The sequence below is a fragment of the Clostridium folliculivorans genome, from assembly GCF_024341905.1.
Taxonomy (GTDB): domain Bacteria; phylum Bacillota; class Clostridia; order Clostridiales; family Clostridiaceae; genus Clostridium_AR; species Clostridium_AR folliculivorans.
In genome coordinates, this window is record NZ_BQXY01000006.1 from 175,437 (window position 1) to 194,695 (window position 19,259).

General features: G+C 32.0%; 13 protein-coding genes. All 13 read left to right on the forward strand.

Going from position 1 to position 19,259, the window contains the following annotated elements; all coding sequences use genetic code 11:
• The first annotated feature begins 378 nt into the window (after positions 1 to 378).
• The 13 genes from OCU55_RS17120 to OCU55_RS17180 all read left to right on the forward strand — a co-directional run bounded on the left by OCU55_RS17120 (position 379) and on the right by OCU55_RS17180 (position 19,259).
• A complete protein-coding gene (locus OCU55_RS17120; RefSeq protein WP_261853511.1) occupies positions 379 to 3,060 on the forward strand; it encodes a sigma-54-dependent transcriptional regulator in 2,682 nt (893 codons plus the stop codon).
• Positions 3,061 to 3,191: 131 nt separating this feature from the next.
• Positions 3,192 to 3,509 (forward strand): PTS sugar transporter subunit IIA, encoded by a 318-nt coding sequence (locus OCU55_RS17125; protein ID WP_183276222.1) that lies wholly within the window; start codon positions 3,192 to 3,194, stop codon positions 3,507 to 3,509.
• Between the two features lie 161 nt (positions 3,510 to 3,670).
• Positions 3,671 to 3,979, forward strand: coding sequence for a PTS sugar transporter subunit IIB (locus tag OCU55_RS17130; RefSeq protein ID WP_261853512.1), 309 nt, complete (start codon positions 3,671 to 3,673; stop codon positions 3,977 to 3,979).
• A gap of 33 nt (positions 3,980 to 4,012) precedes the next feature.
• Positions 4,013 to 5,290, forward strand: a complete 1,278-nt coding sequence (locus OCU55_RS17135; RefSeq protein WP_261853513.1) for a PTS sugar transporter subunit IIC — start codon at positions 4,013 to 4,015, stop codon at positions 5,288 to 5,290.
• A 79-nt stretch (positions 5,291 to 5,369) separates the two neighbouring features.
• Complete coding sequence (gene bglX / locus OCU55_RS17140; protein ID WP_261853514.1) at positions 5,370 to 7,574, forward strand: beta-glucosidase BglX; 2,205 nt, start codon at positions 5,370 to 5,372, stop codon at positions 7,572 to 7,574.
• 42 nt (positions 7,575 to 7,616) lie between these two features.
• On the forward strand, positions 7,617 to 9,140 hold the full coding sequence (locus OCU55_RS17145; protein WP_261853515.1) for a glycoside hydrolase family 43 protein: 1,524 nt from the start codon (positions 7,617 to 7,619) through the stop codon (positions 9,138 to 9,140).
• 86 nt (positions 9,141 to 9,226) lie between these two features.
• Positions 9,227 to 10,660: a 6-phospho-beta-glucosidase gene (locus OCU55_RS17150; protein ID WP_261853623.1), complete on the forward strand. Its 1,434-nt coding sequence runs from the start codon at positions 9,227 to 9,229 to the stop codon at positions 10,658 to 10,660.
• Positions 10,661 to 10,937: 277 nt separating this feature from the next.
• Positions 10,938 to 11,771: an alpha/beta hydrolase gene (locus OCU55_RS17155; RefSeq protein WP_261853516.1), complete on the forward strand. Its 834-nt coding sequence runs from the start codon at positions 10,938 to 10,940 to the stop codon at positions 11,769 to 11,771.
• Between the two features lie 482 nt (positions 11,772 to 12,253).
• A complete protein-coding gene (locus tag OCU55_RS17160; protein ID WP_261853517.1) occupies positions 12,254 to 13,219 on the forward strand; it encodes an alpha/beta fold hydrolase in 966 nt (321 codons plus the stop codon).
• 558 nt (positions 13,220 to 13,777) lie between these two features.
• The gene (locus OCU55_RS17165) at positions 13,778 to 14,893 is read left to right on the forward strand and encodes an alpha/beta hydrolase (protein WP_261853518.1); all 1,116 of its coding nucleotides are present in this window, start codon (positions 13,778 to 13,780) and stop codon (positions 14,891 to 14,893) included.
• Positions 14,894 to 15,173: 280 nt separating this feature from the next.
• Positions 15,174 to 16,325, forward strand: a complete 1,152-nt coding sequence (locus tag OCU55_RS17170; RefSeq protein ID WP_261853519.1) for an AI-2E family transporter — start codon at positions 15,174 to 15,176, stop codon at positions 16,323 to 16,325.
• A 28-nt stretch (positions 16,326 to 16,353) separates the two neighbouring features.
• Positions 16,354 to 17,844, forward strand: a complete 1,491-nt coding sequence (locus OCU55_RS17175; protein ID WP_261853520.1) for a BglG family transcription antiterminator — start codon at positions 16,354 to 16,356, stop codon at positions 17,842 to 17,844.
• A gap of 398 nt (positions 17,845 to 18,242) precedes the next feature.
• Positions 18,243 to 19,259, forward strand: a complete 1,017-nt coding sequence (locus tag OCU55_RS17180) for an oxidoreductase (protein WP_261853521.1) — start codon at positions 18,243 to 18,245, stop codon at positions 19,257 to 19,259.

Here is a 19,259-nt window from a genome sequence, read left to right on the forward strand (position 1 = left end):
ACTTGTTATGAAGCCAATGAAGATACAAATAAAATGATTATCTCTTATGGAAATGTAGCAAGGAAGATTGTAAAAATCAACTTGCTCCTTCGATATTTAAATAGTGTAAAAAATACAGAAACTTTTAAGGAAAGTCAGAAGTGACTTTCTTTAATTGTTTTTTAAATATTTTTGTTTATATCCAATTTGTTTAGTTTTACATAAAATATAATTTTCGTATTTGTACTATGTCTCTATAATAGGGAAAATTATTATGAATAAAAATTTAATCTGTTACTTTAAATTTGATAAATTAACTGTAAATGTATATAATAAATTTCAATAATAATTTAAAGCATAAATAATTATGATATATACCTGAATAGAGGTGAGTATAGAGTGAAAAGAATAGATGAAGTTTATAAAAAGCTTATTGAACTTTATAATGGTGAAGGTATTAGTGCAGGAGAAATAGCAACATCACTAGGGTTAGATAGAGCAAATGTAAGTGCTGATTTAAATAAATTGAGTGAAGCTGGAAAAGTTTCAAAGATTAAAGGTAAGCCAGTACTATTTGTACCCCAGGAAATTAAGCTTGAGGAAAACATTCTGGAAAAGTTTGTAAAGAAGAATGCGAGCCTTTTTTCAGCGGTAGAGCAGGCTAAGGCTGCAATATTATATCCGCCTAAAGGGATGAATATGCTGATCTTAGGGGATACAGGTGTTGGTAAATCAATGTTTGCAACACTTGTACATAGATATGCCATTGAGATGGAAGTAATGCCAGAGGAAGCACCTTTCATAACCTTCAACTGTGCTGATTATGCCAATAATCCTCAATTACTACTTGGACAACTATTCGGAAGTGTAAGAGGGGCTTATACTGGTGCAGATGCTGATAAGCCTGGGCTAATTGAAAAGGCAAATGGAGGTATTCTTTTTTTAGATGAAGTTCATAGACTTCCTCCAGAAGGTCAGGAAATTTTCTTTACTTTTATGGATAAAGGAACCTTTAGAAGGTTAGGTGAAACTGATAATGAAAGATCTTCAAAAGTATTAATAGTTTCTGCAACTACGGAAAATCCAGACTCAACGCTTTTAAAAACCTTTACGAGAAGAATACCAATGATTATAAGAATTCCAAGTCTTAATGAAAGAACTTTGGAAGAAAGATTTAATTTAGTAAGCGATTTTATGAGAGAAGAGTCTGCAAGACTTAGAAAGTCAATAAAAGTTTCTGTAAACACAATGAGATCTCTTTTAAGCTATAGCTGTCCAAACAATGTGGGTCAACTTAGAACAGATATTCAGTTACTATGTGCAAAGGCTTATGCGGATTTTATAGCTCATAGAAAAGAAGAAATAGTTATAAGTAGCTTAGATATACCGCCTTATATAAGAGAAGGATTATATATGGGAACTGAGCATCGCCAGATATGGAATAAGTTAATCGGTATAAATAACAGATATTGCATCTTTGATACCAGTGAAGAAAATATGCTCTTTGAGGAATATAATAATAACGAAAGTATTTATGAGATGATAGACATAAGGTTTCATGAGTTAAAAACCAAAGGTGTGTCTGACGAAGAATTAGATAAAGAAATGGAAAAAGACATAGAAGACTATTTTGATAACTACATTCACGACGTAAGTAGTAAAGTGGATATGTCTAAGCTGGAAAATATAATTGAACCGAAAGTTATAAGAGTTGTTGAGGAATTAATAAGTTTAAGTGAAGAAAGACTTGGTAGAAAGTTAAGCAAAAAGGTTTATTATGGAATGGCTGTGCATATATCAAACTCTATAGAGAGAGTAAGAAAAAATAGAAAAATAGTAAATCCGCAGTTAAATTCTATTAGAACTCAATATAAAGAAGAGTTTAACTTGGCATTAGACTTTTTAAAAATAATAGATAGGACATTAGATATATCAATGCCTATTGATGAAGCTGGATTTTTATCACTTTTCTTAATTTATGATTATAGAGTTGTTGAAGAACACAATAAAGATGTAAAAGTCATTGTTATAGCGCATGGGCCTGCAACAGCAAGTTCGATGGTTGAAACAGCTAACAAACTTTTAGGCGTAAATTATGCAATAGGTATAAATGCACCTATAGAAGAAAAACCTAAAACTATACTTTCTAATATAAAAAATTATATTAAAGAAGCAAAATTAGATTTGGATGTATTATTTCTTGTAGACATGGGATCATTTACAACCTTTGGTGCAGAGCTTCAAAAAGAATTTGGAATAAGGACAAAAACAATACCTCTGGTAAGTACTCTTCACGTTTTAGAAGCAACAAGAAAAGCTATGATGGGATATACTCTTGAAGAAGTATATAAAGACACCTTAAGTGTTAATGTTTTGATGGAAGCTAATGAAGAAGAACTTATAGAAGAAGATGAGATAGGAGAAAAACTAGCTATTATAACTATTTGTACTACAGGAGAAGGTAGTGCAATAACAGTTAAGAATATGCTCCACAGAGAGCTTGATTTTGATAGCAATCTTTTAGCGGTTATACCTATAAATCTTGTTGGGAAAGGCAGTGTATATAAAAGGATAAAGGAAATAGAAAAAGATCATACTGTTGTATGCCTAGTAAGTTCTTTTAGCCTAGATACTAAAATTCCTCAATTTGGACTGGAAGATATGTTTAATCCTGATGCTATAAAATTAATGCAAAGGTACATTGATCTACAGACGGCTTACCTTAAAATGGGAGATACACTGGAGATGCAGCTTAAAAATATAAGTGGTAAAGCAGCATTGATTGATATAAGAAGGTTTAACAGTATGGTAGAAGAGGCTCTTAATATAAAGCTAGACACTAACTTTCTAATTGGTATATCTTTTCATATGGCTAGTATGATAGATAGGCTTAAAGAAGGAAAGTATATTGATGAATTTGAGAATAAAGAGAAGTATATTAGAGAAAGTCCAGAATTGTATAATGTAGTTAAAGGTACTACGGATTTTTTAAATAAAAAGTACCAAATAGAAATTACTGAAGATGAGATATGTTATATAATGAGATTTTTTGATTACAGGAATTATATAAAAAAAGCGTAAGCTTTAATCCTACAATTCATTAAAATATGGGTTGTAGGATTTGTTTTTGTTTGATGTGTGTTGGCATGAAAATTGCTTGTATTATTAGTATAACAAACATAACACTTTAAACGTAGAGAGGATGTTGCATTATGGAAGAAATGATATTTGGAATAATAGTTAATGGCGGAGATGCAAGAAGTAGAGCAATGAATGCTATAAGAGAAGCCAAAAAGGGAAATATAGATAAAGCTAAAGAACTAATCGAAGAAGCCAATGTTTTTTTAGGAAAAGCCCACGATGTTCAAACAGAATTAATTCAAAATGAGGCTGCAGGGAATAAGACTGAGATGTCTCTACTTATGGTTCACGCTCAGGATCATCTTATGAATGCAATGACAGTAAAAGATATGGCGATAGAATTCATTGATATGTACTGTGAGATGCTAGAGCTAAAGAATAATAAATAAAACACAGATATAACACAGATTAAACACACTTTAACACACATTTAACATTAAGTACAAGATAATAGTTTATAAGTAAAGTAATGTGTGTTGGCATGGAAGTTGCTTTATAAATAAGCATGAATAACAAATTATAAATTAAACCATCTGAGGAGGAATTATAAATGTTACAAATTACTTTAATATGTGCTGGTGGAATGTCAACAAGTATGCTAGTAGCAAAAATGCAAAAGTCAGCAAAGGATAAAGGTATAGAAGCAGAAATAAGAGCTACTGCTGAAGGAAAGTTCAAAAAAGAATATAGTGATAAAACAGATGTATTGCTATTAGGACCACAAGTAGGTTTTATGCTTAATGATTTCAAGAAGGAATATGAACCAAAAGGAATTAAGGTTGATGTAATCGATAGTATTGATTACGGAATGATGAATGGTGAAAAAGTTTTAAATAAAGCTTTAAGTCTAAAGAAATAAGATACTTTAAAAAGGATATGAGGGGGATAAAAAATGAGTATAAATGTTCAAGGAATACAACGAAAGGTTCAGCCTGGTATTAATAAATTATCTAGTAATAGATATTTAAAAGCAATAATGGGGGGAATGATGACTGCGTTTCCAGCTACAATGGTTGGTGCATTAGCTTCACTTCTGAAATCATTTCCAGTTGCTCCGTATCAAGATTTCATAACTTCACATGGAATAAGTAAATTTTTACAATTACCAATTACCTTTACCACAAACTTTTTAGCGGTAATATTTGTTTATTGTATTGCAAATAGCCTTGCAGAAACCTTTGATGAAAAGGGTACTATTCCAGGAGTATTAGCACTAATTTCTTTCTTCATGATTACTCCAACTCAAGCAACTAAATCTATAATGGGAGAAGCTCAGATAATTCCTATGGACTGGTTAGGTGCAACAGGAATATTCTCGGCGATAATTGTTGCTTTAGTTACAGCAAGATTATATGTATTTGTTGTTAAAAAAGGATGGACAATTAAGATGCCTGATTCTGTGCCTCCTTTTATAAAAGAATCTTTTGCTAGTTTAGTTCCAGGACTAATAATAGTTCCTATATTTATAATTGTAGCAGCAATATTCTCTAATACACCTTATGGAAGTGTTCATCAATTTATTTATTCCTTCTTACAGACTCCACTACAACATTTAGGTGGAAATATTGGAGCTTTGATAACGGTAGCAATAATATCACAGCTATTATGGGCTTTTGGTATACATGGTACTATGGTAGCTTTTTCAGTGATGATGCCTATATGGTCTGCCCTAGATGCAGCTCAACTTAGTGCATATTCTGCAGGGAAACCATTACCTAATATAGTTGGACTTTCATTCTTTATGGTTTATACCTTTGGTGGAACAGCGTTAGGGTTAAATATATTGATGCTTAAGGCTAAGAGCCAAAGATTTAAGACTCTTGGAAAGCTTTCAATAGTTCCTGGTATATTTGGTATAACTGAGCCAATTATATTTGGTACTCCACTAGTTCTAAATCCAGTATTCGCAATCCCATTTGTTTTTGGTAATGTAATTTCGCTAATAGTTGGGTATATTGCAACAGTGGTGCATCTCGTTCCAGCACCTGCTGGTGTAGGTGTTATGGGGATGCCTATATTTGTCCAAGGACTTTTACAAGGAAGCTGGAGAATTGGAGTACTACAATTAGCACTAGTTCTTTTATGGATAGTTATATGGTATCCATTCTTCAGAATGGCTGATAATAAGGCTTTTGAAGAAGAATCAGGAGTTGTACAGCAAACAGTATAGCGAATAGTAATAGTCTCTCTATTTAATTAAGAGAGACTATTTATCTAAATAAAAACAGCTTAAAATAATGGAGGATATTATGGAAAAAAGTAAGGTTTTGGAATTGCTTAATTCATTAACAATAGAAGAAAAGATATATCAACTTGTTCAGCTTGACGGGTCACTTTATAGTGAAAATGCTGCTGTTACTGGACCGAAGGCTAAACTTGGAATAAGTGATGACGTGATAAATAATATAGGATCAGTATACAACGTTTTTGGAGCAGAGAGATTAAAAAAAATACAAGACGATTATTTAAGTAAGAGCAGACATAAGATTCCTCTTCTATTTTGTGCAGATGTAATCTACGGATATAAAACAGTGCTGCCAATACCACTAGCTTTTGCATGCTCATGGAACCCAGACAAAGTTAAAGAGGCAATGGAGATGGTAGCAAAGGAAACTGCAGTCACTGGCATCCATGGAGTTTTTTCACCAATGGTAGATTTAGTACGTGACCCAAGATGGGGACGTGTTATGGAATCAACTGGAGAAGATACGTATCTTAATAGTATTTATGCTAAGGCTGAAGTAGAAGGCTTTCAAGGTAATCTAGATAATAGCCATGTTGCTTCTTGTGTTAAGCACTTTGCAGCTTATGGAGCTCCTGAAGCTGGAAGAGAGTATAATACCGTTGATATGTCAGAAAGAAAACTTAGACAAGCTTATCTTCCATCTTATAAGGCGGCGGTTGATGCTGGTTGCAAGATGGTTATGACATCTTTTAATACGGTAGATGGAGTACCTGCATCAGGAAATAAGTGGCTGATGAGAGATGTGCTAAGAAAAGAATGGGGATTTGATGGAGTAGTAGTGTCTGATTATGCTGCTATTAAAGAATTAATATATCATGGAGCTGCAGAAGATGAGCACGAGGCTGCAAAGCTAGGTATTGAAGCTGGTGTAGATTTTGATATGAAAACTCCAATCTATGCTAATCATCTTAAGGAATTAGTGGAAAGTGAAGAAGTTGATATAAACCTCATCGACGAAGCTGTTTTAAGAATATTAAATTTAAAAAATCAGTTAGGATTGTTTGAAAATCCATATAGAGGAGCAGATGTCAGCCTTGAAAAAGAAGTTTTAAATTGTGAAGAAAATAAGGAGTTATCACGTTCACTAGCTGAAGAATCAATAGTACTTTTAAAGAATGATAATAATGTATTACCTTTGGATAAGAAGAAAAAGATTGCATTAGTTGGCCCTTATGCAAATGAAAAGTCACTACTAGGAGCATGGTCTTTCTTTGCAGACCAAGATAAGATAACCACTTTAAAAGAAGCTATGGAAAAGAAAATAGGTAAAAATCTATCCTATGCTTATGGCTGTGATGTAGTTGATGATTTTTCCCTTTTAGGTGAATTTGGATTTATGGTTCAAAAAAAGGTAGAAAAACGAGATGTAAAAAAAGATTTAGAAGAAGTGTTAAAAGTTGCAGCTGATGCGGATACGATTGTATTAGCATTAGGTGAACATATTCTACAAAGTGGAGAAGCCTCAAGTCGTACAGATTTATCATTAAATAAGTTACAAGTAGAACTACTAGAAAAGTTGCATCAGTTAAATAAACCAATAGTAGCGGTTTTATTTAATGGAAGACCACTAGTATTAGATAGCATAGTAGATAAAGTTGATGGATTAGTAGAGGTTTGGTTCCCAGGATCTGAGGGGGCTTTAGCATTGACAGACATACTCTTTGGTGATGTAAATCCTTCTGGTAAGCTAACTATGAGTTTCCCAGTAAATGTTGGCCAGATCCCTGTTTACTACAACGAGTTTAAAACAGGTAGGCCACTAGTAGGTTCAGGACATGTTGGTAAATTTGTCTCTAAGTATCTAGACTGCCCTAATGAACCAGCTTATCCATTTGGCTACGGTCTATCCTATACTGAATTTGAATATGGGGATATCAAATTAGATAAGAGTACTTTAAATGATACAGAAGAAATAAAAGCAACTATTATTGTTAAAAACATAGGAAATGTAAAAGGAAAAGAAACTGTTCAGATGTACATTCAAGATATCACTGGAAGTGTAGTAAGACCTATTAAAGAATTAAAAGGCTTTAAGAAAGTTGAAATTGAACCTAATGAAAGTATAGAAGTGGAATTTATAATTTCAGAAAATGATTTGAAGTTCTTTACTAGAGATATAAAGTTTGAGGCTGAGAAGGGTAAGTTTAGATTATTTATCGGAGCAAATAGTAGAGATTTAAAAGAGGCCTTATTTGAATATGTAGAATAAAGTTCCGGTGAATTAGTATCTTTATAAATGGAGGTGTTTGATATGAAATATAAAAATCCAATTATTAGAGGCTTTCACCCAGACCCATCAGTCTGTAAAGCTGAGGAAGGTTATTTCTTAGTAACTTCAAGCTTTGAATACTTACCAGGAGTACCATTATTCCACAGTAAGGATTTAATAAATTGGAAGCAGATTGGACACTGTTTGACTAGACCATCCCAAATTGATTTAAAGAATTCTAAGTGTTCAGGTGGTATTTTTGCACCGACTATCCGTTATCATGAAGGGACCTTCTATATGATTACTACAAATATCGCAAAGGGGAACTTCCTTGTAACTACAAAGGATCCTTTTGGACAGTGGTCAGATCCTATTTGGATTAATAGAATGGGGATTGATCCATCCTTATACTGGGAAGATGGAAAAACTTATATGCAGCTTGCCACTAGAGATGAAGAAGGACTCAATGCTATTGAACAGTTTGAGATAGATGTTGCCACTGGAGAAATTGTTGGAGAATGTAATATTATTAGTAGAGGCTGCGGTGGAAGAGATGTAGAAGGACCTCATATGTATAAGATAAATAATACTTATTATCTTATGGTTGCAGAAGGGGGAACTAGAGAAGGTCATATGGTAACCGTTATGAAAAGTAATTCTCTATGGGGACCTTTTGAACCTTGTCCTTACAATCCTATTTTATCCAATCGTGATTATGGGCGTGAAGCTTTGCAATCCGTAGGGCATGGGGATTTGATTGAGGATAATAGTGGCAATTGGTGGATGGTTGCTTTAGCTACAAGGCCAGTAAAGCATAAACATGTTCTTGGAAGAGAAACTATTCTAATGCCAGTTATATGGACAGAAGATGGATGGCCAATGGTAAAGGATAGATGTGCATTATCTGAGGTTGAAGTAGAAGAATTAAATGGTGAGATTTCTGAAACAGATAATTGTGTGAAAGATGATTTTGAAGTTACTTCATTAGCTCCATGCTATAGTATGATGAGAGAGTTTATAAATGATAAATACTCACTAACAGAAAGAAAAGGCTGGCTTTGTTTAAATGGTGATAAATATACCTTAAATGATTTAGAAGCAAGTGCCTTTATAGGAAGAAGACAAGAAGAATATGACTTTGTTGCAGAGACTAAGATTGATTTTAAGCCAACAGCTCCAAATGAAGAAGCTGGTTTAGTTATTTATTTAGATAATGAGCATCATATGGAGTTCGTTCTTACAATTAGAAGTGGCGAAAAAGCTGTAATACTCCGTAAAAATGTAGCTGATATAAAGATAGAAACTGAGTGGGTGAAATTAGATAAGGAAGCAGAAGAAATCTATCTTTGCATTAAAGGGGATAAAAGGGAATATCACTTCTATTGTGGAACAACTAAAGAGAATATGAAGTTAGTTGGCAGTACAATGGTCAAGCATTTGGCTATAGAAGGAGCTAATTCAGCTTTCACAGGAACATTTATTGGAATGTATGCTAGCGGAAATGGCAAAGATATGCACACAAAGGCGTATTTTGATTACTTAGGAATAGAAAATAAACATATTTAGATATTTAGAATAGTAATTAGCTGGTATTATTTCAGTGCATAAAAGTACTGTAAAAAAGCGAGAAACTATATTCAATAGGAGGAAGAATAGTGAATAATAGATTACCAGAAGGATTTTTATGGGGAGGAGCTACTGCTGCGAATCAGTGTGAAGGAGCGTACTTGGAAGGGAAAAAAGGGTTGTCAACAGTGGATGTAATACCAGCAGGTAAAGATCGCTTTCCAATTATGTTTGGAAAGATGAAGATGTTTGAATGCGACAAAGAATACTTTTATCCAAGCCATGAGGCTATAGATTTTTATCATCATTACAAAGAGGATATAGCACTATTTGCTGAGATGGGCTTTAAGTGTTTCAGGATGTCTTTAGCATGGACTAGGATATTCCCAAATGGAGATGATATAGAACCAAATGAAGAAGGATTAAAATTCTATGATGAAGTCTTCGATGAATGTTTGAAATATGGAATGGAGCCATTAGTCACAATAACCCACTTTGATGTACCAATGAACTTGGTAAAAACAATTGGATCATGGAGAAGCCGAAAGATGGTGGACTACTATGAAAGGCTTTGTAAAGTTATTTTCAGTAGATATAAAGATAAGGTGAAATATTGGCTTACTTTCAATGAAATAAACATGGTGCTACATATACCATTCGTAGGAGCTGGTTTAACCTTTGAACAAGGAGAGAATGAAGAGGCTGCAAAGTACCAAGCAGCGCATCATCAATTAGTTGCAAGTGCAAAAGCAACAAAGATAGCTCATGAAATAAATCCAGAGTTTAAGATAGGGTGTATGCTAGCAGCTGGAAATACCTATGCTAATACTAGTGCTCCGGAGGATGTATGGAAGTCTATGGAGAAGGATAGAGAAAATTATTTCTTTATAGATGTTCAATCAAGAGGAGAATACCCAAATTACGCAAAAAAGTTTTTTGGAAGAAATAATATTACAGTAAAAATGGAAGAGGAAGATGAAGAGCTTTTAAAGAATAACACTGTTGATTTTATTTCTTTTAGCTATTACTCATCGAGATTAACCAGTGCAGATCCAGAGGTAAATAAAGAGACGGCAGGAAATGCCTTCGCAACATTGAGAAACCCATATCTTAAGGCAAGTGAATGGGGATGGCAGATTGATTCACTAGGACTTAGAATAACAATGAACTCCATATATGATCGTTATCAAAAGCCAATATTTATTGTGGAAAATGGTTTAGGTGCTGTGGATACTCCAAATGAGGAGGGCTATGTTGAAGATGATTATCGTATAGAGTATCTAAGAAAACATGTAAAAGCTATGATAGATGCAGTCAATCAAGATGGAGTAGAACTTATGGGATACACTCCTTGGGGGTGCATAGATTTAGTCAGTGCATCTACTGGTGAAATGAAAAAGAGATACGGATTTATTTATGTAGATAAAGATAACGAAGGCAATGGAACTCTAAAGCGTTCTAAGAAGAAGAGCTTTTACTGGTATAAGAAGGTTATAGAGAGCAATGGAGAAAAGCTATAGAATTTATAAGATAAAAGCTTCAATGGATAAAGTAATATTTTATGAAATAGGTAAAGGCTATAGATAGACCAGTTCCAACTAAAAATCAAAAAAGATTTTAGTAAACTTCCATTAATGGAACTGGGACATCTATTCATCTGAAAAGATAAACAACTTCAAACCTTAAACTCAAAATAATGCTTTTGATGATTCTACGAGGTATTATTTTGATTAATTGCATTATGAAGTAGAAAAAGTTAATAATTAAAGTTAAAACTGACAAGAAGGAGTATGGGACATGGCACTTATTCAAGCAAATTTTATGTCAAAAACATTATTTAGAAATGTTACTATGAATGTAATATTACCAGTGGATAAGATAGCCCTTCCAGGTAGGGCTGTAAGAGAAAATAAACCATATAAAACATTATATCTTCTTCATGGGGTCTTTGGAAATTACACTGATTGGGTATCAGGAACCAATATTCAAAGATGGGCAGAGAAAAATGATCTTGTAGTAGTAATGCCATCTGGGGATAATTCATTTTATGTAGATAATACAGAAGCTCAAAATAACTATGGAGAGTTTATAGGAAAAGAATTGGTGGAAATTACAAGAAAGATGTTTCCTTTATCTCATAAGAGGGAAGATACTTATATAGCAGGACTTTCAATGGGTGGATATGGAGCAATTAGAAATGGTTTAAAATATAGTGATACCTTTGGATATGTGGCAGGGCTCTCTTCTGCTTTAATAACTGATAACATTAATAAAAGAACTAACGACGTAGGATTTTTCTTAGAAAGTCGTAGGTTTGCTGAAGCTTGTTTTGGAGATCTTTCTAAAGTGGCCGAAAGCGATAAAAATCCAAAATGGCTTATAAAAAAGTTAGTTGAAGAAAAGAGTGATATTCCTCAGATTTATATAGCTTGCGGAGATAAGGATAATTTACTACAAGAAAATATAGGTTTCAAGGAGTATACGGAAAACTTAGGTGTTAAAGTTACATTTGAAGTGGGTTCTGGAGGACATGATTGGGACTTTTGGAATAGATATATTGCTAGAGTACTAGAATGGCTGCCTTTAGAAAACAGTGATTCGGGTATCAATAGTGGGAATGTAGGGATCTAATATCGCTTTATTAATATTATTTTATTACAAGACTTAGCTGCAGTATAAGGAAATTAGTATATAGCATAAAGACTATTAGAAAAATAAAGAAGTTGCAAAATTCATAGAAGCTCATTACAAAAATAAAGCCGTGCTTAGAAGGTTAATAAAAATCCTTTTATGCATGGCTTTTATTCCGTAAGGATTAATAAATGTCCGTTTTAAAACAGTTACTCATCTTCAGATCTTTCTGAAATATATAAATTTTACTTAAATTTAATATAGTTGTAATTTAAATAAAGTATTACTAATTAAATGTATAGTTGATATAGAACATATAGTTGTTTTTTAACAATGAAATTATGTATTGGTATTAAGTTTTTGTTATTTGTTTAGATAAAATTGTAAATTATACTAGAACTTAGTGTTAAAATTATATATTATAGTTATGTAGTAAAAATATTACAACTAATTAAACATATGGGAAAACGGGAGGTTTTACATTGAAAAGAATATCTATAAAAAAATTATTCTCAGCTCTATTAGTGACAGTATTGGCATCATCATTATCTACAGTGAATGTAATGGCTAAGGAAAGTATTAAATCAAAAGAGGGTTTAGTAAACATAGGTGGTAAGAAGCTAAATGCAAAGATAATGGGCCATGGAAACGTATCTGTTGTATTTGATTCCGGCTACGGTGATGGGCTGTATACCTACTCAGAAGACCCAACTTTTGAAACTTGGGGAACTGTCCAAGCTGAAATAGCTAAAAAGGCTAAAACAATCGCTTATGACAGAGCAGGTTTAGGATTGAGTGATGCAGGGCAGAACAGACCATCTTTAAGCGATGCAGACATTAAAACTTTCGTAAATGGGGGAAACATACCATTTGATAGTTCTATATTTAATAAAGGTACAGGCAAAACAGCAATTGATAGGGCGAGAGACCTTCATGCGCTTTTAGATAATGCAAAAATAAAAGCTCCGTATATATTAGTGGTTCATTCTATATCAATGTTAGAGGCTGTTGAATTTGCAAAGCTTTATCCTAGAGATGTTGCTGGAATAGTAAGTGTAGATGGTTCATGGGATAGTGTTATGGAAGATGCTGTTGCATGGGCTAAGGTTGAAATGCCAGAGATGATAGATCTATTCTTAGGACAATTTACTTCTGCAGATGGTACTATAAGTGAAGAGATACAAAGTGAACTTCAAGTTAGACATGCAGGGGATGTATTAAGAAATATTCCATTTACAATACTTCACCCAATAGATGAAGGCATGGGGGACAGTTATCAAAAGATGACTGATGAAAAAATTGCAGAGTGGAAAAAATGGTCTAATTATTCAAAGGAAATATTAGTTCCAAATACAAGTCATTATATAATGAAGGATAATCCTCAGTATGTAATCAATGCTGTAAATGATATGATAAAGACAGTTGAAAATAGAGGCAAATGTAAATAGGTTATAGAAATATAGAGAAGGGCAGTAAAAAATTACTGTCCTTTTTATTTAAAGAGATTATAGATTATCTTAATTCAAAAGCTAATAAGAAGTATAAACATACTAATGCTGGAATGTACAGGCTGCTTGGTTAGTGATGAGTCTAAAATATAAATTATACTATGAAATTGTGTATTTTAAGGCTACATTATAAATACAGTAAAGTTAGCTGCAAATGGGATGTTTCCTATATATTTATATAATTATTTGTTTTTATAAAGTTATAATTATATGTTTTTGTAATTATTTAATTATAACAATTTTTATATATAAAAATATAACAATTTGTATCTTTATATTCTAACGTTATATAATGAACAAGTTTTGGTATGAAATTTGTACAATCTTATAAAAAACTATTACAGCATTTATTTAATAAATTCTTTGTGATAACATTTACAATAGAAGGTGCAACATAAGTAACAATAGGATAAACATTAGCTCAAGGAACTATTTATAGAGGATGGTTGATGGTTATTTTATAGGGAGAATTATATTAAAATAAAGGGTGAGAATGATATGAGAAAATATGATAACAGTGCAATTGAAAAACTTCAAAATGAAACTAAAGTTATTGATAATAATGGCTTGAAGGTTATTCTAAAGCCAATTCCAGGAGAAGATAGGCCAGGCTATTTGGATCCAGTAGAACTAGGAATTATGATGAAGCAAGCAGAAAATAATTCTAACCAAGAGATGCCTGAAACAATGCCACCAATAGAAGTTATGATACCGATTATAAGGGATTCCATGGGATTTCCAAATTACAATCTAAATACAGTTGAGATTCATACAAAATATGAGGAGCTAACAGGAAGTGGTAATACAGTAGGCTTATGGCGCTACTATCCAAGAAAATCTGAGAAAACTAAAAATAAGCCAGCTCTAGTATTTTTCCACGGAGGTGGATGGATTGGTGGAAGTGTATACACCGTAGAAAATTTCTGTAAGCTTATAGCTGAATTAGCAGATGCAGTAGTATTCAATGTTGATTATTCATTAGCGCCAGAAAAACCATATCCAAATGGATTGAACGATAATTACAATGCTGTTAAACATATATATGATAATGCTGAGGATTACGGAATTGATCCAAATAAAATTTCTGTTGGAGGGGATAGTGCTGGTGGTAACTATGCAGCAGCAGTTTCTTTAAAGTCAAGAGATCTAGGAGATACAAAAATAGCAATGCAGGTACTTATATATCCAGCTGTTACTCTTGGAGATGCTAAAGCAGAGGGGTATGAATGGAATGAGGATTACTTTGAAGTATCAGAAGAACATGGAGAAATCATCAAAAAGGGATGTCTTGGACTAGGAAGACCAGGAAGAGTTGAAGATGATTTGATGGCAGGATTATATATTAGTAATGCTGAATATATCTACAATCCTTATATAAGCCCAATGGTTGCAAATTCACATGAGAAACTACCAAAAACAGTAGTAGCAGTAGCAGAATTTGATGGTCTAAGACTTCAAGGTGAGTTCTATGCAAAACAGCTTAAGGAAGCAGGAGTAGATACAACTTGCTATCGTTATAAAGGAATGACTCATGCATTTATTGATAAATTAGGACATGTTGCTCAGGCAGAGGATTTATGTATTGAGATAGCTAAATCTATGAGAGAATTGTAGATATCAAAATAGAATATGAAAGATAAAGTAAGACAAAGTTCTTAATGCTGATAAAAGCTCAGACTATCTGATCTCAATTTTTGATTAGATAGTCTGAGTTTTAATTTATTCAAATATTTCAATAAAATAATTTATATGCTAAAAAGTAGAAATTATACTATTAAATTTTAATACTATCCGCTATAATAGAATAAAATTTTTATTTATATATTATAAAAGTAGGATGAGTATGAATATAGAATCTAAAAAATAAAAGTTTAAAGAAAGAAGTGATATTACATTGGAATTAGAAAAGAAGCTTAGAGGGAAGATTACTGTGTTACTTGTTCTAGCATTTGCACTATATATTGTACTTAACCATTGGGATAATGTAATGGGAATGCTTAACAATGTATATGGATTGTTCTTCCCATTTATTTTAGGTGGATGTATTGCCTTTATTGTAAATATACCAGTTACATTTATATCTAAGAAATTATTAAAACTTAAAAGAAAAGGCCCAGGTAAAGTAATTAGAAAGTATAGTAGAGCCATCAGTATAGTGCTTTCCTGTTTTCTTATACTAGGAGTTTTAGCAGCAATATCATCCATAATTATACCAAATATTATTGATACAGTTAAAATACTGCCATCAGCCTTTGATAGTTCTACGATAGCGTTTCAAAAGTGGCTTGATAGTAATACATGGTTGTCTAATAATGTGATGAACCTGGTTAATAACATGGGAATAGATTGGCAAAATATTTTTAACACTGTAAAATCTACTGCTTTTAATAGTGCCAGCACGGCTGTGCTTTCAACATTACAGGCAGCTACAACCTTTGCAAGTGCCACTGTAGAATTTATATTAGCCTTTATTTTTGCTATATACATATTGGCTCAAAAAGAGAAATTAGGTATCCATTTTAAAAAATTATTATATGCCTTCATGAAAAAGGAACATGTAGATTCAATATTAGAAGTATTAAACCTAACCAGTGAGACTTTCTCAAATTTCATCACTGGACAAATTACTGTATCTGCAATTCTTGGGGTTTTGTTTTTTGTAGCTTTAATGCTTTTTAAATTACCATACGCTCTTGTAGTTAGTATACTTATTGGATCTTTTTCAATTATCCCAGTTTTAGGTTCAGCAATCGGATGCATTTTAGGTGCATTTTTGATTTTAATGGTTTCTCCTATAAAAGCGGGAGTTTTCTTAGTTATTTTTATAGCAATTAAGCAATTAGAAGATAATTTGATTTATCCAAAGGTTGTGGGAAATTCAATTGGACTACCTTCTATTTGGGTGCTATTTGCAATAACTTTAGGAGGAAAAACTTTCGGAGTTCCAGGTATGATAATATTCATTCCTTTATGTTCAGTGGCTTATGTTCTGCTTCGTAAAGAAGTTAATCTTAGATTGGAGAAGAAAGCTTTGAAGATAGAATAGAGTATTTATTAGGCAGGTGACCATAAATTTGAATCGAAGACATCGAGATATTTTAAATATAATCTTAAACACAGATGAATCAATAACTGGAAACGAATTAGCTAGACTTTGTAATGTTACAATTCGAACAATAAGAAATGATATTAAAGAAATCAATGATTTACTCAAAGAATATGATGTGAAGGTTGAAGCTAGTATAAAAAAGGGTTATTCCCTTAGTAAAGCCAATAAAGATATTGTGAAGAAAAATAATATCATTAGAAAAGTATTAGATTATGAATACATAATTGAAACCCCAAGTTTACCTATAGATAGACAAATGTACATATTACTAAAATTGACCATAAAAAAGAATATTTCAATAGAAGAAATATCAGAAGCCTTAAGTGTATCAGATGCTACTGTAAATAATGATATTACGTTTATAAATAAATGGTTAAAGAAAAACTTAAAATTAAGAATAAGCTATTCTTTAAATGAAGGAATTACACTTAATGCAACAGAAAAAGAAAAAAGAAATATTATAAGCTGGGTTCTAGCAATAAGGATTAATTTAAGTACTGTTTCAAAGTATTGGAGTTACTTATTTGAAGAAAATGATGCTGTTACAGCGGTTAAAGATATTTACTACATAGTAAGCGAGGAAAGTAGAAGATATAAATATTTTCTATCAGGACACAGCTATCAACTTCTATGCTATGAAATATTGGTTGCAATCAAGCGTAATAAATTAGGCTTTGATTTAAATGGTTTTGACGAAGCAGAAGGTGAGTTAATGGATATAATCTCTGCAATACGTGAAAAAATAGAAAATCAACAAGAAGTTAAGCTATCAAAAGCAGAATGGCTTAATTTGCAGGAGTATTTTAGGTCGAAGCAATTTATTAGTGGAACTGAACTTAAAGATATAGAAACAGAAGAAGCTATTTCAATAGTAGAGGAATATTTGATAGTTTTATATGAAAAATTCAAGGTAGACCTAAAAAATAATTCGGATTATAAATATAAGTTGATTTTATATGTAGCTCCAATGATAAGTCGCTTGAAATATAAACACTGTATATCAAATAAAATAGATGAAAAAGTTGTTAAAACCTATAGGGCAGAATTTAAGATGGCTAGTGAAATTGCACCGATTATTAAGAAAAGATTGAATTTGGATGTATCACTTATTGACTTAGCTTACATAACTCTTCATTTGGTATCCATGTGCGGAATGTGGAAATATAAATTGAATACTGTAATTGTTTGTGATTATGATGAGTCAATATTAAGCCTTATTAAGGATAAAATTCAAAATTGCTTTGGAGAGAGAATAGAGGTTTGTGGGTTTTATGGTTATCAAGAATTTATGTATGAAGATAAGGAAAATCTAAAAGGTGTAGATTTAATAATAACAACTTCAACAATAGCTGATATTACCAATATTCCTTTTATTAGAATAAAACCTGAAATTGATCAAAATGACATAGACATGATATCAGAATATGTTAATAACCATAAAAATAGGCGCTGTTAAAGCACTGTTGTGAAATCCATCTGAAAAAATCATTTAATTCTAATAGCTCGCTCATATAGCGTCTCCTGTTTAACCAATTAATTTCAGTAATTTTCTTAAGTATGGTCTAAAAACAAATTACATTGAATTAATCCTATAGTCAAAAGTATAGACAACTTCTATATGTTAGACTATAGGATTAATTGCGTTTTAAAGCATTTAAAGTATTTCACCATTTTAGGTGAAATACTTTAGTTTGTATAGATACTAGTGTAGTTATTATAATAAAGCTAAAGAGAGATGTAACAATTCAATCTGAATGTAAATTTTATTATGAAGTGGTACATACATAAGGATATCAATAAAGAAAAGTTCAGCTTAAAAAATATATAGGGAAAAGTTATTTTAAGGAGGCTATTATGCTTAAAATTGGTTATATTGGAAATGGCAAAAGCACAAACAGATATCATCTTCCATTTGTTTTGCAAAGAGAAAATATAAAGGTAAAAACAATCTATCAAAGAAATCCTAAAAATGAAAAATGGGATAGAATTGAGGGCGTTAACTATACTTCTAATTTAGATGAATTGTTAAATGACCCAGAAATACAAATGATTGTAATTTGCACAATGCATAACAGTCACTATGACTATGCAAAAATGGTATTAGAGCATAATAAGCATTGTTTGGTTGAAAAACCGTTTATGGAAACATCAGAAGAGGCAAAAGAGATATTTGCTTTAGCAAAAGAAAAAAACTTGATTGTGCAAGCTTATCAAAACAGAAGATTTGATAGTGACTTCTTAACGGTTCAAAAGGTTATAGAAGAAGGAAAGCTAGGCGAGTTAATAGAGTTGGAAATGCATTTTGATTATTATAGACCAGAGGTGCCTGAAGCTGTTAAAGAATTTAAACCTTCTTTATCATATTTATATGGTCATGGTTGTCATACTTTAGATCAAGTAATTAGTTATTTTGGTAAACCAGATGATATTCATTATGATGTAAGACAATTACTTGGTTCAGGCAGGATGAATGATTATTTTGATTTGGATTTATATTATGGAAGTTTAAAGGTTTCTGTGAAATCTAGTTACTTTAGAGTGAAGGAAAGACCAAGTTTTGTTGTGTATGGGAAAAAAGGTTGCTTTGTAAAACAAACAAAGGATCGTCAAGAAGAGCATTTAAAACTATTTTATATGCCAGAAAATAAGGATTTTGGTGTAGATACCTTTGAACATTATGGTGTACTTACATATGTTGATGACAATGGTGATATACACGAGGAAAAAGTAAAATCAGTAAATGGTGATTATGGCAGAGTATATGATGATTTGTATGAAGCAATCATAAATGGAAAAGCTAAAACCATAACTGATGAACAAACTTTATTGCAAATGGAAATATTAGAAACTGGAGTAAAGGATTTAAGGTGA

Bases quoted from the DNA above. Each gene is read 5' to 3' on its own strand.
- OCU55_RS17125 (WP_183276222.1), top strand. From the start codon at position 3,192: ATGGAAGAAATGATATTTGGAATAATAGTTAATGGCGGAGATGCAAGA.
- OCU55_RS17155 (WP_261853516.1), top strand. From the start codon at position 10,938: ATGGCACTTATTCAAGCAAATTTTATGTCAAAAACATTATTTAGAAAT.
- OCU55_RS17135 (WP_261853513.1), top strand. From the start codon at position 4,013: ATGAGTATAAATGTTCAAGGAATACAACGAAAGGTTCAGCCTGGTATT.
- OCU55_RS17145 (WP_261853515.1), top strand. From the start codon at position 7,617: ATGAAATATAAAAATCCAATTATTAGAGGCTTTCACCCAGACCCATCA.
- OCU55_RS17130 (WP_261853512.1), top strand. From the start codon at position 3,671: ATGTTACAAATTACTTTAATATGTGCTGGTGGAATGTCAACAAGTATG.
- OCU55_RS17165 (WP_261853518.1), top strand. From the start codon at position 13,778: ATGAGAAAATATGATAACAGTGCAATTGAAAAACTTCAAAATGAAACT.
- OCU55_RS17180 (WP_261853521.1), top strand. From the start codon at position 18,243: ATGCTTAAAATTGGTTATATTGGAAATGGCAAAAGCACAAACAGATAT.
- bglX (WP_261853514.1), top strand. From the start codon at position 5,370: ATGGAAAAAAGTAAGGTTTTGGAATTGCTTAATTCATTAACAATAGAA.